23 protein-coding genes are annotated in these 23,772 nt (G+C 38.3%); 8 read left to right on the forward strand and 15 right to left on the reverse strand.

The window, feature by feature from the left end; genetic code table 11:
* Positions 1 to 29: 29 nt before the first annotated feature.
* Together ASG38_RS05620 and ASG38_RS05625 are read right to left on the reverse strand one after the other, a co-directional pair.
* Positions 30 to 503: an SRPBCC family protein gene (locus tag ASG38_RS05620; RefSeq protein ID WP_056067991.1), complete on the reverse strand. Its 474-nt coding sequence runs from the start codon at positions 501 to 503 to the stop codon at positions 30 to 32.
* A gap of 1 nt (position 504) precedes the next feature.
* Positions 505 to 933: a hypothetical protein gene (locus ASG38_RS05625; RefSeq protein WP_056067993.1), complete on the reverse strand. Its 429-nt coding sequence runs from the start codon at positions 931 to 933 to the stop codon at positions 505 to 507.
* Positions 934 to 1,099: 166 nt separating this feature from the next.
* Between ASG38_RS05625 and greA the strand changes: the two genes are divergently transcribed.
* Together greA and ASG38_RS05635 are read left to right on the forward strand one after the other, a co-directional pair.
* Positions 1,100 to 1,576 (forward strand): transcription elongation factor GreA, encoded by a 477-nt coding sequence (greA, locus tag ASG38_RS05630; protein ID WP_056068452.1) that lies wholly within the window; start codon positions 1,100 to 1,102, stop codon positions 1,574 to 1,576.
* A 32-nt stretch (positions 1,577 to 1,608) separates the two neighbouring features.
* On the forward strand, positions 1,609 to 1,998 hold the full coding sequence (locus tag ASG38_RS05635) for an HIT family protein (protein WP_056067995.1): 390 nt from the start codon (positions 1,609 to 1,611) through the stop codon (positions 1,996 to 1,998).
* 53 nt (positions 1,999 to 2,051) lie between these two features.
* Here the strand turns inward: ASG38_RS05635 and ASG38_RS05640 are convergent, their stop codons facing one another.
* On the reverse strand, positions 2,052 to 3,200 hold the full coding sequence (locus ASG38_RS05640; RefSeq protein ID WP_056067997.1) for a PAS domain-containing sensor histidine kinase: 1,149 nt from the start codon (positions 3,198 to 3,200) through the stop codon (positions 2,052 to 2,054).
* Between the two features lie 129 nt (positions 3,201 to 3,329).
* On the opposite strand from ASG38_RS05640, the gene ASG38_RS05645 reads away from it, so the two are divergent.
* The 4 genes from ASG38_RS05645 to ASG38_RS05660 all read left to right on the forward strand — a co-directional run bounded on the left by ASG38_RS05645 (position 3,330) and on the right by ASG38_RS05660 (position 6,164).
* Entirely contained in the window at positions 3,330 to 4,208 is an 879-nt protein-coding gene (locus tag ASG38_RS05645; RefSeq protein ID WP_056067999.1) for a flavin reductase family protein, read from the forward strand.
* Positions 4,209 to 4,259: 51 nt separating this feature from the next.
* A complete protein-coding gene (locus ASG38_RS05650; protein ID WP_056068001.1) occupies positions 4,260 to 4,637 on the forward strand; it encodes a DUF3127 domain-containing protein in 378 nt (125 codons plus the stop codon).
* 67 nt (positions 4,638 to 4,704) lie between these two features.
* Positions 4,705 to 5,346 (forward strand): leucyl/phenylalanyl-tRNA--protein transferase, encoded by a 642-nt coding sequence (aat, locus tag ASG38_RS05655; RefSeq protein WP_056068454.1) that lies wholly within the window; start codon positions 4,705 to 4,707, stop codon positions 5,344 to 5,346.
* Positions 5,346 to 6,164, forward strand: coding sequence for a M23 family metallopeptidase (locus ASG38_RS05660; protein ID WP_056068003.1), 819 nt, complete (start codon positions 5,346 to 5,348; stop codon positions 6,162 to 6,164). Before aat ends, ASG38_RS05660 begins: the two co-directional genes overlap by 1 nt.
* 20 nt (positions 6,165 to 6,184) lie before the next feature.
* Here the strand turns inward: ASG38_RS05660 and ASG38_RS05665 are convergent, their stop codons facing one another.
* The 7 genes from ASG38_RS05665 to ASG38_RS05695 form a co-directional block, all read right to left on the reverse strand.
* Positions 6,185 to 6,742: a DNA-3-methyladenine glycosylase I gene (locus tag ASG38_RS05665; protein WP_056068004.1), complete on the reverse strand. Its 558-nt coding sequence runs from the start codon at positions 6,740 to 6,742 to the stop codon at positions 6,185 to 6,187.
* An 81-nt stretch (positions 6,743 to 6,823) separates the two neighbouring features.
* Positions 6,824 to 7,648: a translation elongation factor Ts gene (tsf, locus tag ASG38_RS05670; RefSeq protein ID WP_056068006.1), complete on the reverse strand. Its 825-nt coding sequence runs from the start codon at positions 7,646 to 7,648 to the stop codon at positions 6,824 to 6,826.
* 133 nt (positions 7,649 to 7,781) lie between these two features.
* A complete protein-coding gene (gene rpsB / locus ASG38_RS05675) occupies positions 7,782 to 8,558 on the reverse strand; it encodes a 30S ribosomal protein S2 (protein ID WP_056068008.1) in 777 nt (258 codons plus the stop codon).
* A 165-nt stretch (positions 8,559 to 8,723) separates the two neighbouring features.
* Positions 8,724 to 9,110, reverse strand: a complete 387-nt coding sequence (gene rpsI, locus ASG38_RS05680; RefSeq protein ID WP_056068009.1) for a 30S ribosomal protein S9 — start codon at positions 9,108 to 9,110, stop codon at positions 8,724 to 8,726.
* Positions 9,110 to 9,565, reverse strand: a complete 456-nt coding sequence (gene rplM, locus ASG38_RS05685) for a 50S ribosomal protein L13 (RefSeq protein WP_056068012.1) — start codon at positions 9,563 to 9,565, stop codon at positions 9,110 to 9,112. The genes rpsI and rplM overlap by 1 nt, the downstream gene beginning before the upstream one ends.
* A gap of 253 nt (positions 9,566 to 9,818) precedes the next feature.
* Positions 9,819 to 10,658: a ferritin-like domain-containing protein gene (locus ASG38_RS05690; protein ID WP_056068014.1), complete on the reverse strand. Its 840-nt coding sequence runs from the start codon at positions 10,656 to 10,658 to the stop codon at positions 9,819 to 9,821.
* Between the two features lie 25 nt (positions 10,659 to 10,683).
* The gene (locus ASG38_RS05695) at positions 10,684 to 11,427 is read right to left on the reverse strand and encodes a ferritin-like domain-containing protein (protein WP_056068016.1); all 744 of its coding nucleotides are present in this window, start codon (positions 11,425 to 11,427) and stop codon (positions 10,684 to 10,686) included.
* 351 nt (positions 11,428 to 11,778) lie between these two features.
* On the opposite strand from ASG38_RS05695, the gene ASG38_RS05700 reads away from it, so the two are divergent.
* Entirely contained in the window at positions 11,779 to 12,804 is a 1,026-nt protein-coding gene (locus ASG38_RS05700; protein ID WP_056068018.1) for a LacI family DNA-binding transcriptional regulator, read from the forward strand.
* Positions 12,805 to 12,844: 40 nt separating this feature from the next.
* Here ASG38_RS05700 and ASG38_RS05705 read toward each other — a convergent pair whose 3' ends face one another.
* The 5 genes from ASG38_RS05705 to ASG38_RS05725 form a co-directional block, all read right to left on the reverse strand.
* Entirely contained in the window at positions 12,845 to 14,152 is a 1,308-nt protein-coding gene (locus ASG38_RS05705) for a serine hydrolase (RefSeq protein ID WP_056068019.1), read from the reverse strand.
* A gap of 15 nt (positions 14,153 to 14,167) precedes the next feature.
* Positions 14,168 to 15,046, reverse strand: coding sequence for a retropepsin-like aspartic protease (locus tag ASG38_RS05710; protein WP_056068021.1), 879 nt, complete (start codon positions 15,044 to 15,046; stop codon positions 14,168 to 14,170).
* Between the two features lie 63 nt (positions 15,047 to 15,109).
* The gene (gene polA, locus ASG38_RS05715; protein WP_056068024.1) at positions 15,110 to 17,947 is read right to left on the reverse strand and encodes a DNA polymerase I; all 2,838 of its coding nucleotides are present in this window, start codon (positions 17,945 to 17,947) and stop codon (positions 15,110 to 15,112) included.
* Between the two features lie 137 nt (positions 17,948 to 18,084).
* Positions 18,085 to 19,506, reverse strand: coding sequence for an FG-GAP-like repeat-containing protein (locus ASG38_RS05720; RefSeq protein WP_056068026.1), 1,422 nt, complete (start codon positions 19,504 to 19,506; stop codon positions 18,085 to 18,087).
* Positions 19,507 to 19,649: 143 nt separating this feature from the next.
* Positions 19,650 to 22,220 carry an FG-GAP-like repeat-containing protein gene (locus ASG38_RS05725; protein WP_056068029.1) on the reverse strand — a complete coding sequence of 857 codons (2,571 nt, stop codon included), beginning with the start codon at positions 22,218 to 22,220 and terminating at the stop codon, positions 19,650 to 19,652.
* Between the two features lie 268 nt (positions 22,221 to 22,488).
* Between ASG38_RS05725 and ASG38_RS05730 the strand changes: the two genes are divergently transcribed.
* The gene (locus tag ASG38_RS05730; protein ID WP_056068031.1) at positions 22,489 to 23,721 is read left to right on the forward strand and encodes a metallophosphoesterase; all 1,233 of its coding nucleotides are present in this window, start codon (positions 22,489 to 22,491) and stop codon (positions 23,719 to 23,721) included.
* The last annotated feature ends 51 nt before the right edge of the window (positions 23,722 to 23,772 follow it).

The following is a 23,772-nucleotide window of genomic DNA, read 5'->3' on the forward strand; positions in this document are numbered from 1 at the left end:
TGGCAGGATATATGACCTGTCAGGTTTTTTTATTTCAGGATATTTTTCCATTCGCCCGATTCGGCAAATTCTTTTATAACCTTATTTCTTTGAGCTAAAAAAGAACGCAAATAGTTTTCCAAAAAAATAAAATCGGCTAATTTTCCCAAAATACCCCAAGGCGATTCATATTCAAAAATATCGGTCATCAGGGTTTGATTGCCATCAGTTTCAAAATGATGTTCGTGCCGGAATTTTTTGAAAGCACCCTTAATAATCTCATCGGCAAAAAAAGAAGGACGATTATAGTCGGTTATTTTGGAAGTCAGATATTGCGTGAATCCTAAATGTTTTGCACGCCATGTCACAGTATCGTTTAATCCAATTAACCCTGAAGTTTTGCCAGACACGGCTTTCTCCTGAGTTTGTTCTGTCGAAATGGTATGCAGGTCTATACTCCGGGATAGGTCAAAAACGACATCCAGTGGAGCTGTAATTGCAGTTTTTAAACAGATTCGGGGCATTTTAATTATACACCCGGATAACGTTTCCGGTAACCTGGATTCGGTAAGGCTTTAGCGGATATTCAACATCGGCATTCGGGAGTCCGGTGAACAGACTGTACATCACATCATCACATGGGCAAACAGCATTGATTCCTTCAACTACAAGTCTCGAACAGCTACTGGCGTATTGATTGGGGCAGCTGGCATCATAAGCTTTGAAATTTCCGGCTCCGGCATTAAAAACAATAATACCGTTGGCACCGGCGCCATTAAGCGTAATCAGCTTGCCGTTTCCTGTATATTGCAGGTCGCTGTAAAGCGGAAGATTTAAATTGATATCGACACTAAAAGAATAGTTGGGGATATAAGGATTCCGGTTGTTGATTTTGCTGTCGGAGCATGCTGAAATCGCAATGCCGATAAGCAAAAGGACAATAATCTTTTTCATAGCAAAAATTTCTGTTCTATAAATTTGTTGAAACAAATTTAATTTAATTAACTTTGGTTTTATATACTAGCAGTATTAAATATTAAATTGAATTAAAAATACTATCTTTGTGAAAAGAAATCCCGTCGTGATGGGATTTTTTCTATTTTATATAAACGACGAAATTATGAGTAACGTATCTTATTATACAGCGGAAGGCTTAAAAAAATTGAAAGAGGAACTGGAACAGCTAAAAAGTATTGAACGCCCAAAAGCGTCACAGGCTATTGCTGAAGCTAGAGATAAGGGAGACTTGTCTGAAAATGCAGAATATGATGCGGCTAAAGAAGCTCAGGGTTTGCTCGAAATGAGAATTTCAAAACTGGAAGAAGTCTATGCTAACGCACGTTTGATTGACGAGTCGCAGCTTGACGTGTCTAAAGTTTTGGTATTGTCAAATGTGAAAATCAAGAACCAGTCCAATGGTATGGAAATGAAATATACGCTTGTTGCAGAAAGCGAAGCCGACCTGAAATCGGGGAAAATTTCCGTGACATCACCAATCGGAAAAGGACTGCTTGGTAAATCGGTAGGCGAAATTGCAGAAATTACGGTACCAAACGGTATCCTGAAATTTGAGATTTTAGAAATCACCAGAGACTAATCATTTAAAGTTTAATCCTAAATCTAAAAAGAATGAGCTCGATTTTCACTAAAATAGTCAACGGAGAAATTCCTGCCTATAAAATTACCGAAGATGCAGACTATCTTGCGTTTTTGGATGTGAATCCAAATGCCAAAGGTCATACTTTGTGCATTCCGAAAAAGGAAATCGACAAAATCTTTGATATGGATGAAGACCATTATTTGGGATTGATGAAATTTTCCAGAAAAGTAGCAAAAGCATTGGAAAAAACTGTGGTATGCAAAAGAATAGGTATGGCCGTAATAGGACTTGAAGTGCCACATACGCACGTGCATTTGATTCCGCTTAACGAAATGGATGAAATGCGTTTCCAAAACAAAGTAAAACTGACTAAAGAAGAATTTGAAGCATTGGCTAAGGAAATCCAGGCCAACTTGTAAATTCTTTTTAAAAGTATAAAAGCCGCAAATTCAAATTGAATTTGCGGCTTTTTTTATAGCTTTCTTAAGCTAACCAGCATACAGGTTCCCTTTCCTAATTCTGATGAAAACACTTTGATTCTTCCATCGTGGTATTCTTCAACAATTCTCTTTGTCAAGGAAAGTCCCAATCCCCAACCGCGTTTTTTGGTCGTAAATCCGGGTTCGAAAATTTGTTTGAATTCTTTTTTAGGAATTCCTTTTCCGGAATCACTCACTTTTATCTTTACAAAACGGCTGTCTTCTTCAATAACAATCGATAAATCGCCGCGACCTTTCATGGCATCAATGGCATTCTTGACCAGATTTTCAATCGTCCAGCTATGCAATATCGGGTTGATTGAAGTCATGATAGGATGGTTTGGCGCCTTAAACGAAAAATTAATCTGGTTAGAAAATCTTGATTTCAAGTAGTCATACGACTGTTCTGTTTCGGCAATAATATCTTTTTCCTCCAAAACCGGTTCTGACCCGATTTTTGAAAAACGGTCTGCTATGGTCTGCAACCTTACGATGTCTTTTTCCACTTCTGTAACGGTAGTTTCGTCAACATTGTCTGCTTTCATGATTTCAATCCAGCCAAGCAATGAGGAAAGTGGCGTTCCAATTTGATGGGCAGTTTCTTTTGCCATACCCGCCCACAGCTTGTTTTGGGTAGCCATTCTGCTGGCGCGATAGAAATTAAAAATTAAAAGCCCGAATAAAACCAGAATCAGAAACAGGGCTATAGGATAATATTTCAGGTTGTTTAAAAGTGATGAATTTCCATAATAGACATATTGGGTTTCTCCGGGTAATTCAAGAGCTATTGGCTCGTTTTCATTTTTGAAATTTTCAAAGAAAGCCTTGGCCTTAATAGAATCGTTGGCAATTTCGTCATCAATATTTCTCATCCCTCTGATATTTCCATTCTGGTCTGTCCATACAATCGGGATAGTTGTGTTTTTATCAACAATCTGTCTTGGAAGTTCAATATCATCATTTTCCAAATCAGCGTTATTGATGGTTTTTAAGGAAGTAGCCCAAATTTGCATTTTGACATGTTCCTCGTTTTTAAAAATCTGGAAGAAAGTGTAAGTGTTCCAAAGAATCAGGGAAATGATAATAAAAGAGATTATGATAATAATCCAGCGAGTGACATTTCGTTTTTCAGAAAACTGCATAAATTTTATTTTGAGGTATAAATATAAGCAAAAGATATAAAGTCAAATTTTGAAACTGTTTATAAATCATAAACACTTCGCTTATTCTTCTTGATGCAATTTATTACTTTTGTTTAAACGCAGAATTTTATGATTAGTATAATACCGAAGGAAATCCCGACTGCAAAATTGCAGGGATATCTTCAGGGGTCAGTAGGGCCAAGGCCAATAGCCTTTGCCAGCACGATAGACCATAACGGAAAACCGAATTTGTCACCGTTTAGTTTTTTTAATCTTTTCAGTGCGAATCCGCCAATTTTGATTTTTTCGCCCTCAAGAAGAGTCCGGGACAATACTATAAAACATACGCTTATTAATGCCGAAGCTACCCGTGAAGTAGTCATCAATGTTGTTACTTATGATATGGTACAACAAGCATCTTTGGCAAGTACAGAATATGGAGATGGAGTAAATGAGTTCTTAAAAGCCGGATTTACGGCTATTCCTTCGGATTTGGTAAAGCCTTATCGCGTAAAGGAATCTCCTGTGCAATTTGAATGCAAGATACAGGAAATCATCAGCCTTGGAACAGAAGGCGGAGCCGGAAATCTGATTATCTGTGAAATCGTTAAGATGCATATTGATGAGAAGATTTTAGATGAAAACGGGAGTGTGGACCAGCATAAAATTGATTTGGTTTCGCGTTTGGGAGGAAATTGGTATTCACGTTCGAATATGGGATTGTTTGAAGTTGAAAAACCATTGACAACCTTGGGTATTGGAGTAGACCAGATTCCGGATTTTATAAAAGAAAGCCCGGTTTTTGATGGTAATGATTTAGGCAAACTGGGGAATGTTGAAGCATTGCCTACAAGCGAAGAAGTTGCTATATTTGTAGACCAGAATTTTGCCGTAAAAGGAGTGTTAAGTTCTGACGATCAGGAGAAAGTGCATTTAAAGGCAAAAGAATATCTTGACAATAATGAAGTGATGGCGGCATGGAAAGTGCTGTTGTCTGAAAAAATATAATGAGACGGCTGAATTTACAAGCCATATAAATAACAAAAACAATAGAAGATTATGGAAGTTACAGGAAGAGTTAAGGTAATAAATGCCGAACAGCAAATTAGTGCGTCATTTAAAAAGAGAGAATTGGTCGTTACAACAGACGAACAGTATCCGCAACATATCATGATTGAGTTTACACAGGATAAATGCGATTTGTTGAATAATTATACACCTGGAGAGCCTGTAAAGGTTTCAATCAACCTAAGAGGAAGAGAGTGGGTAAATCCACAAGGTGAAACCAAATATTTCAACAGCATTCAGGGCTGGAGAATTGAAAAATTGCAGCCTGAAGCACCTTCTGCTCAACAAGCACCGCCAATGCCAGCCAGAGAGGCTTTTGAGCCGGCAAATGACTATAAAGAAGAAGAGCACGACGACCTGCCTTTCTAATTAAAAAATAGAAAATTGTAAAAACCGCAACTATTGCGGTTTTTTTGTGACTTTAAGAAAAATGAGATTGTATTTCCTTAGCAAAGAATTGTTTTTTCCTCCGGTGAAAGAAGCTAATCCGGATGGTACATTGGCCATTGGCGGTGATTTGTCGCCAGAAAGGCTTGTATTGGCTTACAGGAGCGGGATTTTTCCCTGGTTTGATGATGATGAGCCTATTCTTTGGTGGTCGCCGCCGGAAAGAATGGTTTTGTTTCCTGATGAGTTTAAAGTTTCTAAAAGCATGAGGAATATATTGAACCGTGGTATTTTCAGAGTAACATTCAACCAAAATTTCAGGGATGTTATTTCCAACTGCAGCACAATCAGCAGAGACGGTCAGCAGGGAACGTGGATTTCTGAACAGATGATTGAAGCCTATGTGAAACTCCATGAAATGGGAATTGCAAAGTCTGTAGAAGTCTGGCAGGATGAAGTACTGGTTGGAGGGCTTTATGGTATTGATTTAGGACATGTTTTCTGTGGTGAAAGTATGTTTTCCAAGGTTTCCAATGCCTCTAAAGTAGCTTTTGTTTCGTTGGTCAGGAAATTAAAAGAAGAAAATTATAAACTTTTGGATTGCCAGGTTCATAATAGCCATTTGGAAAGTTTGGGTGCCAGGGAAATTTCGAGAGAAGATTTTATGACAATTCTTAAAAAAGAATATTGATGAGAAAACACACTATAATTATTGGGTTGCTGCTATCCGTTTTATACGCTTGTCATTCGGTTAAACTGCCAGATGTAAAGGTTAATGCATATCCATTAGGCTATTCTCAGAAAATAGAAGGAGACAGCCTGATTATTACGCTGGACAACAGGTTGGAATGTCCGGTGCGGATAGTCTTAAATGATTCTTCTTTAAATAAGCGTTTTGAAAACAAAGGAATTGTAGTGCTGGAACCCAAAGAAAAGAGAAGGGCTGGTGTTTTTTTAGAGCGTAAAGAATATACTGCCGGGGCAAATTATATGTTAGGAAACGCCATCAGCTATCCAAAAGATAATAAGCTGTCCTTACCATTTCAGAATGGTAAACAATATAAGATAGTACAGGGACATAACGGGAACTTTTCCCATAATGAAGGATTGTCAAAACTAGCCCTGGATTTTGATTTAAAAGTGGGTGATACTATATGTGCGGCTGCGAACGGTTATGTTGTAGGTCTTGTCGATAAGTATAAATATTATGGCAAAAACAGCTCATGGAAAGATTATGCCAATTTTATCACGCTTTACCATCCGGAAACGGGTCTGTTTACAGAATATGTGCATTTGAAAGAGAATGGTGCAAAGGTAGCAGTAGGTGATTTTGTGAAAGCAGGACAGCCTATTGCCTTATGCGGAATGACAGGTTGGACTACAACTCCTCATTTGCATTTTGTTGCCTATTTCAGAAATACAGATTGGAAATCTGAACCTATAGAAATTGACTTTACAGAGAATTACAAAAGTGGAAGTTTAAAACCCGGAGATGTCGTAAAAAAATGATGTTTGAGAATGCTGTCGCCTTACTTTTTGGTCCAGCATTCACCAACATGGTCATTAACCATTCCAGTGGCTTGCATATGCGCATAAATAACGGTAGAGCCAACGAATTTAAATCCTCTTTTTTTTAAATCTTTGCTGATTTCGTCAGAAAGTGGAGTTGTAGCGGGAACATCAGCCAATGTTTTTGGATTGTTTATAATGGGCTTGCCTCCGGTAAATTTCCAGATATAATCTGAGAAACTTCCGAATTCTTTTTGTGTTTCCATAAAAGCCCGGGCGTTGGTCACGGCAGCACGTATTTTTAACTGATTCCTGATAATTCCTGTGTCCTGTAAAAGTTCCTGAATTTTTTCTTCGGTATATTGACCTACCTTTTTATAATCAAAATTATCGAATGCTTTTTTGAAGTTTTCTCTCTTGCGAAGTATGGTAATCCAGCTTAATCCGGCCTGAAAAGTTTCTAAAGTAAGGAATTCGAAGAGTTTTTGGTCGTCATAAACAGGAACGCCCCATTCTTCGTCATGGTATTTTTCATACAGGCTGTCACCAACACACCATCTGCATCTGATTTTTTCCATTGCTTCGATTTTAGTTCAAATATAAATAAAAATCCCGCTTCGGAAGAAGCGGGATCAGTATATAAGATAGTGTTCAGGAGATTATCCTAAAGCAGCTCTTTTGAAACCAGTAACAGTCAAGCTTGGGTCAACAGATTTTACATATCCGGAAACGCTAACAGCACCGTCTTTAATGTAATCCTGGTTTACCAATGTATTGTCTTTGTAGAAACGTTGGATTTTACCTTTAGCGATGTTATCTAGCATAGCTTCTGGTTTTCCTTCCTGACGCAATTGATCTTTAGCGATTTCTACTTCTTTTTCAATGATAGATGCATCAACACCAGCTTCGTCTAACGCGATTGGGTTCATAGCAGCAGCCTGCATAGCAACGTTTCTGGCAGCTTCTTCAGCACCAGGAACATTAGCAGAAAGAGAAACTAGAGTAGCGATTTTGTTACCTGCGTGGATGTAAGATCCAACGAAAGCACCTTCTAATCTTTCGAAAGAACCGATTTCGATTTTCTCTCCGATAACTCCGGTTTGCTCGATTAATTTATCAGCAACAGTGATTCCGTTGAAATCAGCTGCTAAAAATTCTTCTTTAGTCTGGAAGTTTAAAGCAAGGTTAGCCAAATCTGTAGCCAACTTTACGAAACCTTCATTTTTTCCAACGAAGTCAGTCTCACAGTTCAATGAGATTACAACACCAGAAGTTTTGTCTGCATTTACAACAGCGATAGCAGCACCTTCAGTAGATTCTCTATCAGATCTGTTAGCAGCTACTTTTTGGCCTTTTTTACGTAGGTTTTCGATAGCTAGTTCGAAATTTCCGTCAGCCTCAACAAGCGCTTTTTTGCAGTCCATCATCCCGGCACCAGTCAGGGTTCTTAATTTATTTACATCTGCAGCAGTTATAGTTGCCATTTTAGTGTGTTTTTTTAAGGGTTAAAAATAAAAAATTCCAAAGTCTAAATTCCAAATCCCAAGTTTATTAAATTATCAACGTATTGTAATTTATCTGGAAATTGGAATTTAAATATTTGGAATCTAATTTAATTTATTCTTCAGTAGAAGCTTCTACAGTCTCGTTTGGAGCGTCAGTAGCTTCGTCAACTGGCTGTTCAACTTCTTTGTCAGAAGTAGTGTTTCTGTCAGAAAGACCTTCGATAACAGCAGCAGTTACTAAAGATAAAATTTTCTCAATTGATTTAGAAGCATCGTCATTTGCAGGTATTACATAATCTACCTCTCTTGGGTCAGAGTTTGTATCTACCATTGCGAAAACTGGAATGTTTAATTTTTGAGCTTCTTTAATCGCGATGTGTTCAGCTTTAATGTCTACAACGAACAATGCAGCAGGAAGTCTTGACATATCAGCGATAGAACCTAAGTTCTTCTCTAATTTTGCACGAAGACGATCAACCTGTAAACGTTCTTTTTTAGATAATGTCATGAAAGTACCGTCTTTCTTCATTCTATCAATAGAAGCCATTTTCTTAACCGCTTTTCTGATAGTTACGAAGTTAGTCAACATACCACCTGGCCATCTTTCAGTGATGTAAGGCATGTTTGCTGCAGCTGCTTTTTCAGCTACGATATCTTTTGCTTGTTTTTTGGTAGCAACGAATAATATTTTTCTACCTGATGCAGCGATTTTCTTCAAAGCTTCATTAGCTTCTTCGATTTTAGCTGCAGTTTTATATAGATTGATAATGTGGATTCCATTACGCTCCATATAGATGTAAGGAGCCATGTTTGGATCCCACTTTCTAGTCATGTGTCCGAAGTGAACACCTGCTTCTAGTAATTCTTTAACTTCTACTTTGTTTGCCATTTTAATAAATAGTTTACGTTCTGTTGATTAGCAATGTATAAATGGCGGATTACCGGCTGAATACATTTAGATGCTAAACTAATTTCCTGCCTCGACAGGGAATAACAACATTGTTTTGAATAATAAATGAACGGTGTCTTTTCTGTTACCGAAAAGACGGTAATATTAACGTTTAGAGAACTGGAATCTCTTACGAGCTTTCTTCTGACCGAATTTCTTACGTTCAACCATTCTAGGGTCTCTTGTTAATAAACCTTCTGGTTTCAGGATAGCTCTGTTTTCAGCATTTACTTCGCACATTGCGCGAGCGATTGCCATTCTTACAGCTTCTGCCTGACCAGTTGAACCACCACCATAAACGTTTACTTTTACGTCAAAGCTTGAAGCATTCTCAGTCATAGAAAGAGGTTGCAAAACTTTGTACTGTAAAGTTGCAGTCGGGAAGTAAGTTGTAAATTCTTTTTTGTTTACCGTGATGTTTCCAGTTCCTTCTGTAACATAAACACGGGCAACAGCGGTTTTTCTTCTACCGATTTTGTGAATTGTAGCCATTACTTAAGATCGTTAAGGTTAACAGTTTTAGGTTTTTGAGCTTCGTGAGAGTGCTCAGAACCTACAACAACATTTAAATTTCTGAAAAGTTGTGCGCCTAATTTGTTTTTAGGTAGCATTCCTTTTACTGCTTTTTCCACTAAAGATGCAGGGTTTTTTGTCTGTAATACTTTAGCAGTCAAAGTTCTTTGTCCTCCTGGGTAACCTGTATGACGCATATAGATTTTGTCATCCAATTTGTTACCTGTAAGGTTGATTTTTTCTGCGTTGATAACAATTACGTTATCTCCACAGTCCACGTGCGGTGTATAACTCGGCTTGTATTTACCTCTAAGGATCATAGCGACCTTTGAAGCAAGACGGCCCAAGTTATGACCTTCAGCATCAACAACAATCCACTCTTTCTTTACAGTGGCTTTGTTTGCTGAAATTGTCTTGTAGCTTAATGTGTTCACAATAATTTATTTTAATTAAACATTCCATCCCCAATAAAGGGGTTGCAAAAGTACAATAATTATTTTTAAATGCAAACACCTATAAAAGATTATTTTAGAGGCTGATTATCAGATTGAAAATCTGTAAATGAAGAAGGGCAAATGTAAGCATTATTTTTAATTTACGGATTCAATAAGGACGGTGGTTGATTTTTAAAAATAAAAAACCATCTAAAAGGCTTAGATGGTTTACTGGATGTATGAATAAGTGATTTTATACAATAAACAAATTGGCTATGTTCACAGATTGTTGTGTGGTTAGCGGTTCGTCATAGGATTCTGATCCGGCCAATCCCGGTATGGCAGGTCCTAACGATCCGTTGTTTACGGTGCTGGTATTAAATCCTGCCTGGGTTACATTTTCTTCTCCGTCATAGACTGCTTGTGTTGCAGATGGCATTCCGGCGCCTCTTTGGTTTCCCGTAATCCATCCTTTAAGCCCTCGCAATCTTCGCACTTCCGAGGCATGGCGGGCTTCTACAGAATGAATCTGCAAGGCGGCTGTCAGTAAATCGGGTGTCGATATCAAATTGCCGGCTTGTCCTTTATAGGCTCTTACTCCCGTATCTTCAAAAGCCTGTGCCAATACTAAAAATTGCTGGTATGCGGCGGTGGCGCCTATTCCTGTAGTATTGAAAGGATCAAAAGCGCCTCCCACTGTAAAGTCAAACGTTGGTTTTGCAACCGCGCTGGCTCCGAGCCCTGCAATCAGGAACTCCACATGGCTGGCTTCGTGCTTTGCAATCTGCATGAATACTTTTTCGTCTCTTCCGCCGGTTGGAATAACTCCGGATTCCAATCCTAATCGATAGAATTCGTCTTCAAGATATTCTAATGTTAACGCAAGCTGTAAGGCTCCAATAGGTGTGCTTGGCGTAGGACCTATATCTGAAGCAAATGCTTTGTTGGTAAATGCGGCCAATCCTAATGGTATTGAAGCCAGTGCTAAATTTTTACCTAGCTGTCCAAATTGCCCGAAACTATCTCTTCGGGAACCTTTACTGTTCATTAAATGGTCATCAGTAAAGGACTCTATAAATTTTAATAGATTCATAATTTCTAATTTTTTTGGTTAGTGTTTAAGGTAAATAGGTAGCCGTGAACTCCGTTGTGATAAAACTGCCGGCTATGGGAAGTATCTGCGATGGATTTTTGGCGGCATCCAGACCATTTGAGGCGTTGACAACATCATCGCCTGCAAAATCATTCGAATTAGGATTAATCAAACTCCTTATAGCGGAGGCGTGCCTTGCTTCAACAGAAACAATTTTACCTGCCAGCAATAAATAATCAGTACTTGTAATTAATTTTCCTGCTCCGTTATAAGCTGCAACTCCTGTGTCTTCTAATGCTTTTGCTGTTCCCAGAATAGAACTCCTGCTGCTAAAGTTTACAGTGCTGAAATCAAATTGCAAGGCAGGAAGCAGTTGAGTAGAAGGATTAGGCAGGGCTCCGGTTAAAGCGACCTTGAAGAATTCTCTGTGGATTACTTCGTGGGCGTATAAATCAGAGAGTATCTGTTGTTCTTCGCTGTTAAAAAGTGCCCCAAAATTATTGAGGTTGACAACACGCGTATAAAAATCGGCTTCAAGTTGTTCCAGTGCATAGGCATAAGTCAAAACACCCAGGTCGCCGCTACCAAGATCAAATTTGCCGTTTCGTACTCCGGGAGCATAAGGGCCATTGTTCATGGAATCATCGTCATTATTACAGCCGGTTAAGAGCAATCCTGTGGCTGCCATAGTGAGTCCGCTAATCTTTAAGAAACTTCTTCGATTGGTTCCCGAAGTTAGCTGTTCTTTTACAGTTACTACGTTTTTCATAAAGTTAGACATTTAAAGGTTAATAATTCATTGGTTGATTTCAGGCTTCAACAAGAGCCTGATTGAGTCATTTACGTAGTAATTGTGTTAGTGGTTTTCATAAAACGTTATATAATTACCATTTATACCGGTATTATTTTGTGTTTTTATTTGGCAGGAGTGTGAATGTTTGTTTTTTTTGATTTAACCTGTGTCAAAAGTGTGCTATTCATCAGGAAGCATATTACTTTTTAAAAAACCGGAAGAATAGGAGATAGTTGCTGGTTTACTTATTGTAAGGTTTAATACGAATTTTAAGTGTAATTTCTATTTTTTCACTTACTTTACATTTCCTTAATTATATGAACAGCGATGAAACCAAAAGCAACCTTAAAGCAAATAGCCAAAGAATTGAATGTGTCTGTCTCTACTGTTTCTAAAGCATTGAGCAACAGCCCGGAAATCAGCGAGCCTACAAAAATTAAAATTCAGGAATTTGCGAAGCTTAAAAATTACAAGCCGAATAATATTGCCATCAACCTGAAAAACCGAAGCACAAAGACCATTGGGGTTATTATTCCGAATATCCTGAATCCGTTTTTTGCCAAAGTATTTAGCGGAATTGAAAAGAAGGCAAACGAAAAAGGCTATAATGTGATTACCTGTATTACTAATGAATCTCTAAAAAAAGAAATCCATACGATGGATATGCTTAGCAACGGAACAATTGATGGGTTTATCTTGTCAATTGCGGAAGAGACGCAGAAACAGCAGGAATTTAAGCATTTCAAGGATGCGATTTCAGATGGTATTCCTATTGTTATGTTCGATAGGATTTCTGATGAAGTAAATTGCGATAAGGTGATTGTTGATGATTTCGATTCTTCGGTAAATGCCGTGAATCATATGATACAACTGGGTTGTAAAGATATAGCGCTGCTAACAGCGATTGACAACCTGAGCGTAGCGAAGTTAAGGGCGCAAGGTTATGCAAAGGCTTTAACTGATAATGATATTGCAATCAATAAAAATTTGATTATCCGTACTGATAATCCGGATGAGTTTGATTTCCGATTGAATGAACTTATCAATACTCAAAAAATTGACGGTATTTTTGCGTTAGACGAGCATGCTTCGACTATGGCAATGAAAATGGCTATCAAAAAAGGAATTAAAATCCCTGATGAACTCTGTGTAATTGGTTTTGCAGACGGTGTTTGGTCCCGAAGATTAACACCAAGTCTTTCTACTATCAGCCAGCACGGAATTGAAATAGGAGAAGAAGCGGCCAAGATGCTTATTGAAAAACTGGAAAGTAAGGAGGAAGAATATGCTTACCGTACAACGGTTATCAAAACCGAACTGCGCCAAAGAGATTCTACCCGAAAGTTACCATAAAATAAAACCCGCGATTAGCGGGTTTTGTTTTTTTATAGGTTTATTTTTCTTTAGTGAGCTTGAATTCATGCCCGCCTTGCAGTATCGTCATTGCATTTGGCGAAAAGACCAATTCTAAACCGGCAGGGTCAAAATTGAATTTGGTGTCGCTTAAAGGATTAAGCGGAAAAGATTCCTGACCGGTTGCCTGGCAAATTAACACGCCGTTTTCTTCCTTGATTGAAATTTTTAAAGGAAAATTAGGGTCGGAGTAGATGCCCTCATATTTTTTAAGAATGGCAACATCAACGGTAGCCGTTTTCAGATTAGGGAATCGGTAAGGCATTTTATAATAAATACTCAAAATTCCTATCATTATTCCGTCTGTGTCATAACCTTGCCCGTTGTCAAGCAATGCAATGCTGAGTTTTTCTTTTGGATAATGAATCAAAGAGGACGTAAAACTTTCGATTCCGCCTGAATGTCCGTAAAATCTCCTTTCTGCAAAAGGCATGGCGAATATTCCTTTTCCATATCCTTTTTCGATAGTAATCATAGTGTCCAGGGAAGGCTGCTTTAATAATTTTCCGGAAAATAATGCGTTGATAAAGGCAGTCAGGTCGGAAGCAGATGATAAGATAGCACCGGCACCACCCGGAATAGACATATCTTCTTTTGAAGCGTCTTTCCAGTTTTTTCCATCCCATTCATAAGAAAGGGCTTCATTTTTTGCTCCGGTGGCAAACCCTGTGTTTTTTAGCCCTAATTTTTGGATGATTCGGGTGTTAATATTGTCCGCATAACTTTTTTTCGTCAGGTCTTCAATAATCCAGCCCAGAATGACGTAATTGGAATTACTGTATTCTGCCTTTTCTCCCGGTTCAAAAACAGGCTTGCCCGCTTTGATTTTCTTCATCAGTTCGCTACGTGTTTTTGGCAGTTTTGCATAGGTTGGATAATCCAAATCATTTGTAAAGCTGTAAATACCGCTGGAATGGCTGAGAAGATTGTCGATAGTGATGTGTTCTGAATTTTGTATAGTCGGGAAGAATCTGGACAGTTTGGTGTCGAGCGTCAGTTTTTTTTCTTCAATAAGCTGTAAAATGACAACCGACGTGAATGTTTTTGTGATAGAACCAATTTTATATCGGGTTTGGTTGTCTGCCTTGATTTTGTTTTTCACATCGGCATAGCCATAGGTGTTTTCAAAAATAATCTCGTCGTTATTTCGAATGGCAACGCTTCCCATGAATTTATTATTCGAACTAAGATAATTCAACAGACTGTCGATTTTGTCAAATCGTGTCTCACTTTGTCCAAATGTGTTTAAGGATAAGGAGATGGATAGGAATAAGAATATTTTTTTCATGATAAAAACAGTGTCCTAATTATTAATAATCATATTTTTATTTCGGATATCAATTGTAATCTTATCGCCAAGCCAGTTTATACTTCCAATCGCTTCATAAATCAACCCATCAATAAAAGTAGCCTTAAAATTAGTGGCTGAAATTTTGTTGCTCGATTCAGTATTTATTTTGGAAAGGTTGGTGTAATAATAATTATTTCCTTCAGTTGGCTTGAAATCGCTTTTCTGATGTTTCATTTCTGTTTTTGAAGGGTCGATTCCTAACGATTGCATGTATCTCGAATTGAATCTGAATACGTTGAAGCCGGCGCCACTGTCTAAATTCATTTGTACAACAAGTTTGTCGTTGAGTTGAACATAGGTGGCTATCCCTAAGGTTTTTCCTAAATCATCTGAAATCTGGATAGGGATAGAAATACCTTTTTTTGCGAGTTCTTTGACTGATTTTTCTGTTTCTAAAACCAATACTTTATTCTTGTAATCGATGGTGATGGGAATGTTTCTGAAAGGTAATAACGATATCAGGCCATCAACAGGGAAATCCAAATCAATAACAGTAAATTTTTCAGCGTTTAATTTTTGGTTGCCAATTTCTAAACTTTTCGTATCCCAAAGATCCGCTACAATCTCTTCGCCTGTAGCCCTGTGGCCGGTATAAAAGCCATCCGTTTTTTTCAGGTCTTTCACGTTGTCCGCAAATTTCTTTGTCAATAAATTAAGTCCGGCACCGGTGTCAAAAATAAAATTTCCTTCTACATTATTTATTTTTGCTTTTACTAAAATATGACCACTTCCAAGCAGCGTAAAGGGAATGGAGATTGTTTTATTGATTTGTTCCTGTCCAAAAGAATTCAGGCATAAAAGCAGGCATAGAAATAAAGCAGTTTTTTTCATTGTAGGGTTTTGAGTGGTTATTTATATGACGCAATTTGTCTGTTTCTGTTACATCTTGCTATTTTAATGTGCTTCCAGCCAATTATGTCCTTTGCCCAAATCTACAATTAAGGGTACATCCAGTTTAAATGCATTTTCCATTTCCTGCTTAATCATTGGCTGTATTTTTTCAAGTTCACTATTATGAACGTCAAAAACAAGTTCATCGTGTACCTGGAGTAACATTTTACTCTTCCAGTTTTCTTCATTTAAGCGTTTGTGGATATTAATCATGGCTATTTTGATAATGTCTGCCGCGCTTCCCTGTATTGGGGCATTGACAGCGTTTCGTTCTGCCGCACCGCGAACAACGGCATTTTGTGAATTAATATCTTTTAAATAGCGTCTTCTTCCCAGAATGGTCTGAACATAACCGTGCTGTCTGGCATATTCAATCTGTTCCTGAATGTAGGCTTTCAATCTTGGATAGGTCAGGTAATAGGCATCAATCAGGTCTTTAGACTCGGAACGCGAAAGCGATGTCTGGTTGCTTAATCCAAAAGCAGAGACTCCGTAGACAATCCCGAAGTTTACGGTTTTGGCGTGGCTTCGTTGCTCACGGGTGACTTCTTCCAGAGAAACATTAAAAACTTTCGCAGCGGTCGAAGCGTGAATGTCTTCACCGTTTTGGAAAGATTTTACCATTTCCGGATCGCCGCTCAGTGCTGCAATAATTCGCAATTCAATTTGAGAATAATCGGCAGAAACCAAAGTGTAGTTTTCGTCTCTTGCAATAAATGCTTTTCGGATTAGACGGCCTCTTTCCGTACGGATTGGGATATTCTGCAGGTTCGGATTGTTGGAGCTAAGACGCCCTGTTGCGGCTACAGTCTGCATATAATCCGTGTGAACTCTTCCTGTTTTGGAGCATACCTGTAAAGGCAAAGCATCCACATAGGTGTTAAGCAGTTTTACCAATTGTCGCCAATCCAGAATGTCCTGAACAAACGGACTTGATAATGCTAAATAAGAAAGAACTTCCTCACCGGTAGCATATTGTCCGGTTTTGGTCTTTTTTTGTTTGGTTCCGCCAATCTTTAACTTGTCAAATAAAATCTCTCCCAATTGTTTTGGAGAGGCCAGATTGAACTTTTCTCCGGCATTTTCATAAATCTGGTTTTCCAGTTTTTGTATATCGTCCTTTAGTTCTTTAGACAGGTTGTGCAGGAATTCGACATCCAGATTGACACCTTCTCTTTCCATATCTGCAAGAACAGGAACCAGAGGTACTTCTATTTCCTCAAATAATTTTTTAGTATTGGTGCTGTCCAGCTCTTTGCTGAAAATGTCTTTTAGCTGGAGTGTCACGTCTGCGTCTTCTACCGCATATTCCTTGACATCTTCAACAGGCACTTCTCGCATGTTTTTTTGGTTTTTCCCTTTTTTTCCAATCAGTTCTTCGATAGACTGCGGAGAATATTGGAGATAGGTCTCGGATAAAATATCCATATTGTGGCGCATATCCGGGTTAATAAGATAATGGGCAATCATGGTGTCAAATATTTTTCCTTTGACTTCAATATTATAGTTGGCCAGGACTTTCAGGTCATACTTTAGGTTTTGGCCTATTTTTTCGATTCCTTCTGCTTCAAAAAACGGGATAAATTTGTTGACAAGAGTTTGAGCCTCGGTTTGGTTTTCAGGAAAAGGAACATAGAAACCCTTGCCTTTTTCCCATGAAAATGACATTCCGACCAATTCAGCAGTCAACGGGTCGATTCCGGTTGTTTCTGTGTCGAAGCAAACGCTTGTTTGCTTGAGCAGGTTTTGCATGAGGAATTTTACCGCCATGTCGCCTTCAACCAATTGATAGAAGTGCTCGGTGTCTTTAAGTGTCTTATAAAAACTGGTTTTAACTTCTCCCGTTGTTTCGTCTGTTGTGGTAGCAAAAAGGTCAAACTGCTCTTCGTTTTTTGCCTGCGGTTTTTTATATAGCTTGGCATCCGGCTGATTGTTTGCCGCCGGTAAAGAGCTACCGGGTCTGAAAATCGCATCAAATTGCTCTGCCATTCTCCTGAATTCAAGTTCCTGGAAAATCGCTTCGGTTTTTTCAATGTCCGGGCGTGTAAGCTCGTAATCCGTTTCATTAAATGTCACATCACAATCTGTAATAATAGTAGCCAGTTTTTTGGACAGGATTCCCTTTTCCTTATTGGCTTCTATATTTTCTTTCATTTTGCCTTTCAGCAGATGTGTGTTTTCGAGAAGGTTTTCCATTGTGCCAAATTCCTTCAACAGTTTTTTGGCGGTTACTTCTCCTACGCCGGGAAGTCCGGGAATATTATCAACGGCATCACCCATCATTCCGAGGAAGTCGATTACCTGCTCTGGTCTTTCAATTTCAAATTTTGCCAAGACTTCCGGAACACCCCAGATTTCAATACCGTTCCCCATTCGGGCCGGACGGTACATAAAGATGTTTTCAGAAACCAATTGTGCAAAATCCTTATCAGGCGTCACCATAAACACTTTGTAGTTTTGTTTTTCGGCCTGTTTTGCAATAGTTCCTATTAAGTCGTCGGCTTCGCATCCGGCATATTCAATAATAGGAATATGCATTGCTTTTAGCAATTCATGAATATAAGGAATCGCAATCTGGATGGCTTCAGGTGTAGCATCACGATTGGCTTTATAATCGGCAAACATTTCACTTCTTACATGGCTCCCTTCCTTATCGAATGCTACTGCCAGATGGTCTGGCTTTTCCCTTTTAATCAAATCTAAAAGGGAATTCATAAACCCCATAATGGCTGAGGTATCCATTCCTTTAGAGTTGATTCTTGGGTTTTTAATAAATGCGTAATAGCCTCGGAAGATTAAAGCGTAGGCATCAAGAAGAAATAGGCGTTTTTGCTGTGACATAAAAAATGGTTTCTATAGCTTTCAAAAATACAAAACTTAAGGTGTAAAAATAGAAAAACCGATGCTAAATAATCAGCACCGGTTCTTCATAAAAAAACAAAAAACTAACTAATAAGGATATGGAACTAACATGTAATTTATTTTTTAATGACTTTCTGTTTGGCTGTCTGTCCGTTTATAAAATCAATATGGAAAATATAAATTCCGTTGGCCACATCAGACAGGCTTATCTGTGATGTTTTTTGGATGGAAACTAACTGACCAAGCTGATTGTAGATTTTTACCTCCTTGATTTCTAAATCGGTTAATAAGTTGACAATACCGTTTGTTGGGTTTGGATATAGTTTGAAATCGTTTTTGTTAAAAATAACGGTGTTTAAATTTCCGTCATTGATTGTCTTGTTTTCGTAAAGCCTTGTTTGTGCTACGTTATCACCTTCAAAGCCAATGGTTAGTAAATCCATATCTCCATCATTATCATAATCAAGCCATTGACCTTTAGACATGTATACGGCTATAATGGGAGCACTGTTTTCAGTGTCTAAAGTATAGGTTCCGTTACTGTTTTTCTTATATAACAGTACTGTATTTTCGTTGTTAGCATTACGTCCAATTGAGAAAATATCAATGAGACCATCGTTGTTGTAATCTATAAATTTTGAATTTCCATTATAGATACCTGTAAAGCCATTTTCCTGAATCGTAAAATTTCCGGAACCATCATTTGTGTATATCGTCAATGTTGGAATGCGAGAGTAGTTGGTTCCTGAAATCAATAGGTCAGGATAACCGTCACCATTGATGTCCATTGCGTCAATTGAAGAAATATAGATGCCCGGTAGGGTTGTAGTTTTTTCTGTAAATGTTCCGCTTCCTGAGTTTATGTAAAGTTTGGTTTCAGGCCTATAGTTTGTGCTTAATCCCGTTATCAGAATGTCGGGATTTCCGTCTGCATTGGCATCAAAAACCTTTATAGCACTAAAATAGGTTCCCAACAGTCCGGCATTCAGGTCTGAAAAAGTGCCATCCTGATTTTGTTGGAAAACTTTTGTGATGTATTGTGAACCCAGATTTCCGTTTACAACAATGTCTGGTAAACCATCATTTGTCAAATCGGCAATAGCAACCGAACCGTATTTTACACCCGGAATGCCTGATGTTGTGTTTTTGGTAAAACTACCGTCGCCGTTATTGTAATAGATTTCAAAAACTATCGGTGAATTTTCCCCGGTTTTTGTTCCTGTTACAATGAAATCCTGGTTGTTATCGCCATTAAGGTCACCAACAGCAATGGCAGAATACATTATCGGGCTGAGGGCAGTATTGGTATTTTCTGCAAATATTCCGTTGTTGTTTTTGAATATTCCCGTGTATCCTGTATATCCCGGTTTGGCTCCTGAAATGATAAAATCGGTTTTTCCGTCGTTGTCAAAATCTGCCACGGCGCTATCACCGTAAAATACGCCCTGGAATGTCTGGTTAGTAACTGTTTGAAAAATTTGGCTGTACATAAAACCGCCATTTAAAATTGTGATGAATAGAAAGAATGTTTTTTTCATGGTGTATAGTATTTGTATATGGTTTATAATTTTCTCAATAATATAATAACCGGAAGTTTAGTTTTGCAGATATTATTCCTTACTGCTTTCCGTATTGTAATTATAGCGCCAGCCTCAAAAAAATGGGGCCAGCGCTATTGGTATTATTTTTTGATAATCTTTTTGTTGGCGGTTTGTCCGTTTTCAAAATCGACGCGAACCATATAGATGCCGCTGGCAAGATTTGTCAGGTTTAGCTGTTCTTGTTTTTGTGTAACAATAAGCTGCCCCAAATGATTGTATAGGCTAATATTCTTAATAGCTTCTTTTGTCTGGATATTCACTATGCCATTGGTTGGGTTTGGATATACTATGAAATCATTTTTGCTGAAATCAATTGTACCCAGGCTTTCCTGAATGTTTATAGTGTAATCTTCTATCTGACCGTAATAGGCATTCAGACAGGCATCAAATTCTCCCTCTTCATAAATATTCCATTGGTCTTTGATGATTCTCATTCTTGTATCACCTATAACTGCTGTAGCCGGAATAGTAATGCTTATTGTTGCTTCTATGGCATCAACTCCGGATGAAGGCATCAGTACGGCATGATAGTATTCTGTCTGCATATCGAAAACCCCGTCTTTGTTCCAGTCAAAGAATGCTCTTATATCATGTTCGAATTGGCCAACTGTGTTTCCTTTTACAGTTAATTGATAGGTATTGCCTCTGACTACGTTTCCTACAATTGAAGTGAAATCTTCATAAGCCGGAGTCATATTTACAACTTCTGAAGTTAGGTTGTTGATGTCAGAGAAATTAACCATTGTGATGGGTTCTACATCATAATCTACCGAAACAGTGCAATAGGTTGATGTGGTTTGCGGATATTTCATACATCTGATGGCTGCTGCCTGAGCTCTCGGACCACCTGCTGATGGGTTGGCTATTGTACTGCCTACATACATATATTTAGCTCCTGATGAACTTGTTGTAGAACTCCAGAAATAACCTCTTGTTCCAATGAAACTAAATGACCCCGATGCAGCCCTGTATCCTGATGCAGGAAGTTTTAAAACGCTTTGGAAAGCTGTCGCAGGGTTTTGTATGTTTTGCGATTCCTTGATTGCGGTCCATTCTGCTTCTGTTGGAAGTTTCCATCCGTTTCCTAATGCCTTACATGGGTCGCAACCGTTTACTTCTGTTGCAGCTGAAGGAGTGGCAGCTTCCCATTTGTCGCTTAAAGCGTTTGGTGTCCACCAACCTGTATAATAAGTTTCGCTTCCTGTAGCTAGCCCGGACGGATTGTTTGGTGTTGGAACTGTTCCTGTAACTGAATTTCTTTTTTGGTGTCCGTCGTCCCATCTTCCCCATTGGAACAAATCGCCGTAAGAAGCTTCATCGTTTTGAGCAGTGGCAACGCTGACACTTCCAAGATTTTGTTGCAGCCAGATATTACCGTCGCTACCACGAACGGTAGTATAAGTTACGCTTGTTCCTTCATAGGTGAAAGTCACGCAGCCTAAATCTCCGGTATTGTTACCCGGCTCGCCGCAAGTTTCCTGATTGATTGTTTTGTTTTTGTATAACCTTGTTTGTGCCACATTGCCACCTTCAAAACCAATGCTAAGCAAATCCAAATCGCCATCGTTGTCAAAATCCAGCCATATACCTTTTGACATATTCACACCAACAATAGGAGCACTGTTTTCTGTGTCTAACGTATAACTGCCGTCAAGGTTCTGCTTGTATAATACTACTGTGTTTGTACCGGCTGCATTACTCCCAATTGAAAAAATGTCAATTAGTCCATCATTGTTATAGTCTACAAATTTTGAGTTCCCGTTATAGGTTCCTGTAAAGTTGTTTTCCTGGAGAATGAAATTTCCGAAACCGTCATTCGTGTATATAGTAAGGCTTGGAGTTGGCGTATAATCGGTTCCGGAAATCAACAAATCCAAATGTCCATCATTGTTAATGTCTAAAGCATCGATAGATGAAAAATAAATGCCTGGTATAGTTGTCGGCTTTTCTGTAAAAGAACCGCTTCCTGAATTGGTATATAATTTGGTTTCAGGGATATAATTGGTGCTGAATCCGGTTACCAGAATATCTGGATATCCGTCTGCATTGGCATCAAAAACCTTTATAGCACTAAAGTAAGTACCCATTAGTCCGGCATTCAGGTCAGAAAAAGTACCGTCAGAATTTTGTTGGAAAACTTTTGTGATGTATTCGGTGCCTAAGTTTCCGTTCACAACAATGTCTGCCACACCATCATTTGTCAGGTCTGCAATTGCTACCGAACCAAAGTTTACACCCGGAATTCCGGAAGTTGTGTTTTTAGTAAATGTACCGTCGCCATTGTTATAATAAATTTCGAAAACGACAGAAGCATTTTCTCCTGTTTTAGTTCCCGTAATGATGAAATCCGGTTTGTTATCGCCGTTGAGGTCACCAACAGCTATTGAGGAATACATTATCTGGCTAATGGCAGCATTTAGGTTTTCAGTAAAAGCACCATTATTGTTTTTATAGAGTCCTGAATATCCTGTATAGCCCGGCCTGGCACCCGAAATGATAAAATCGGTTCTTCCGTTGCTGTCAAAATCGCCTATAGCAGCATCGCCATAAAACACGCCTTGAAACGTCTGGTTGGTGACTTCCTGAAATATTTGACCCTGTAAAAGACTGCAGGTAAAGATTGTTGTTACTACTAAGTATATTTTTTTCATAATTTGTGGGTTTCTAAACGCCACAAAGTTATTTATTTAGATTAAATAAAAATAAGACAAGATTTAGTTTTGTCAAATATTCTTTTTACGGCTTTCCGTATTTACGATTTCTAAATATTTTAACATACAAATTTTATTATGTGATAATTCGGTTATAAAATAGGAAGCCAATTCGGGTAATTAAATCCTGTTATAGTTAAAATTTATCCAATTAAATCCAGAGCAGTAGCATTATTTATTTACTTTGCTTAAATTCTAAATCAAACTAATGCTTCGCTGGATATTTTTTATTGCTTTTGTTGTTTTGGTAGAACTATATGCATTTCAGGCATTCAAGACAATTACAAGAGCGAAATGGATTCTGATTCCGTACCAACTTATTTCACTTGCCATCATTATTTTTGTCATTTATTCGTTTACCCAGTTTGACAGGACTGTGGGGCAGAATCGGCAATCATTAATAACTATCGGACTTGTTTTGTTGACCTTTTTGCCAAAATTGGTTCTGACTTTTATTTTGTTTGGAGAAGATATTTATCGTGTTTTTTCAGGAATCATTACTCATTTTTTGGGTAATAATGACAGGGGACATTTTCTTCCGGACAGAAGAAAGTTTATAAGTCAGGTGGCACTTGGAATTGCCGCGGTTCCTTTTGTTTCTCTTTTGTATGGTATGACGGTAGGGAAGTACAATTTTAAGGTTATAAGGCAGACTTTGTTTTTTCCGGACCTGCCAGATAGTTTTGACGGAACGACAATCACCCAGATATCTGATGTGCATAGTGGCAGTTTTGATAACCCCGAGAAAATCCAATATGCGGTTGATTTGATTAATGAACAGCAGTCGGATCTGGTTCTGTTTACGGGCGATATAGTGAATACACATGCTACAGAAATGCATCCCTGGATTGATACATTTAAAAAAATACACAACCCAAAACTTGGAAAATATTCTGTTTTAGGAAACCATGATTATGGCGAGTATGTGGAATGGCCATCCGACAAGGCGAAATCAGAAAATTTTGAAGCTATTAAAGATTTGCACAGGCAGATTGATTTTAAGTTATTGCTCAACCAGAATGTAAAAATCAGTAACGGGACCGATGAAATTGCTTTGATTGGAGTTGAAAACTGGGGGCATAATTTTAAAAAAGCAGGCGACTTAACAAAAGCGTCGGAAGGTTTGACAGATTCCGATTTTAAGATATTGATGAGCCATGACCCTTCGCATTGGGAATATGAGATAAAAAATCACCAGACAAAATACCACCTTACATTAAGCGGGCATACGCACGGTTTGCAGTTTGGAATTGAAATTCCCGGTTTTTTCAAGTGGAGCCCGGTCCAATATATTTACAAACAATGGGCCGGATTATATGAAAATGTGGGGCGTTATATCTACGTAAACAGGGGCTTTGGATTCCATGCCTATCCGGGAAGGGTGGGTATTTGGCCGGAAATTACAGTCATTACACTAAAAAAAGGTGAAAATGTAGCATAATTCAGCAAATATGCTACATTTGTATAAAAAATTGTTGTAATTTAGAAATAA

The organism is Flavobacterium sp. Leaf359 (assembly GCF_001423985.1).
Lineage (GTDB): Bacteria > Bacteroidota > Bacteroidia > Flavobacteriales > Flavobacteriaceae > Flavobacterium > Flavobacterium lindanitolerans.

What these genes read in the sequence shown, in the direction of transcription:
- ASG38_RS05650 (WP_056068001.1), top strand. Translation starts at nt 4,260, where the DNA reads ATGGAAGTTACAGGAAGAGTTAAGGTAATAAATGCCGAACAGCAAATT.
- ASG38_RS05620 (WP_056067991.1), bottom strand. Translation starts at nt 503, where the DNA reads ATGCCCCGAATCTGTTTAAAAACTGCAATTACAGCTCCACTGGATGTC.
- ASG38_RS05635 (WP_056067995.1), top strand. Translation starts at nt 1,609, where the DNA reads ATGAGCTCGATTTTCACTAAAATAGTCAACGGAGAAATTCCTGCCTAT.
- polA (WP_056068024.1), bottom strand. Translation starts at nt 17,947, where the DNA reads ATGTCACAGCAAAAACGCCTATTTCTTCTTGATGCCTACGCTTTAATC.
- ASG38_RS05730 (WP_056068031.1), top strand. Translation starts at nt 22,489, where the DNA reads ATGCTTCGCTGGATATTTTTTATTGCTTTTGTTGTTTTGGTAGAACTA.
- ASG38_RS05625 (WP_056067993.1), bottom strand. Translation starts at nt 933, where the DNA reads ATGAAAAAGATTATTGTCCTTTTGCTTATCGGCATTGCGATTTCAGCA.
- rpsI (WP_056068009.1), bottom strand. Translation starts at nt 9,110, where the DNA reads ATGGCTACAATTCACAAAATCGGTAGAAGAAAAACCGCTGTTGCCCGT.
- ASG38_RS05695 (WP_056068016.1), bottom strand. Translation starts at nt 11,427, where the DNA reads ATGAAAAACGTAGTAACTGTAAAAGAACAGCTAACTTCGGGAACCAAT.
- greA (WP_056068452.1), top strand. Translation starts at nt 1,100, where the DNA reads ATGAGTAACGTATCTTATTATACAGCGGAAGGCTTAAAAAAATTGAAA.
- ASG38_RS05660 (WP_056068003.1), top strand. Translation starts at nt 5,346, where the DNA reads ATGAGAAAACACACTATAATTATTGGGTTGCTGCTATCCGTTTTATAC.
- ASG38_RS05640 (WP_056067997.1), bottom strand. Translation starts at nt 3,200, where the DNA reads ATGCAGTTTTCTGAAAAACGAAATGTCACTCGCTGGATTATTATCATA.
- ASG38_RS05725 (WP_056068029.1), bottom strand. Translation starts at nt 22,220, where the DNA reads ATGAAAAAAATATACTTAGTAGTAACAACAATCTTTACCTGCAGTCTT.
- ASG38_RS05705 (WP_056068019.1), bottom strand. Translation starts at nt 14,152, where the DNA reads ATGAAAAAAATATTCTTATTCCTATCCATCTCCTTATCCTTAAACACA.
- tsf (WP_056068006.1), bottom strand. Translation starts at nt 7,648, where the DNA reads ATGGCAACTATAACTGCTGCAGATGTAAATAAATTAAGAACCCTGACT.
- ASG38_RS05720 (WP_056068026.1), bottom strand. Translation starts at nt 19,506, where the DNA reads ATGAAAAAAACATTCTTTCTATTCATCACAATTTTAAATGGCGGTTTT.
- rpsB (WP_056068008.1), bottom strand. Translation starts at nt 8,558, where the DNA reads ATGGCAAACAAAGTAGAAGTTAAAGAATTACTAGAAGCAGGTGTTCAC.
- ASG38_RS05710 (WP_056068021.1), bottom strand. Translation starts at nt 15,046, where the DNA reads ATGAAAAAAACTGCTTTATTTCTATGCCTGCTTTTATGCCTGAATTCT.
- ASG38_RS05700 (WP_056068018.1), top strand. Translation starts at nt 11,779, where the DNA reads ATGAAACCAAAAGCAACCTTAAAGCAAATAGCCAAAGAATTGAATGTG.
- ASG38_RS05645 (WP_056067999.1), top strand. Translation starts at nt 3,330, where the DNA reads ATGATTAGTATAATACCGAAGGAAATCCCGACTGCAAAATTGCAGGGA.
- ASG38_RS05690 (WP_056068014.1), bottom strand. Translation starts at nt 10,658, where the DNA reads ATGAATCTATTAAAATTTATAGAGTCCTTTACTGATGACCATTTAATG.
- ASG38_RS05665 (WP_056068004.1), bottom strand. Translation starts at nt 6,742, where the DNA reads ATGGAAAAAATCAGATGCAGATGGTGTGTTGGTGACAGCCTGTATGAA.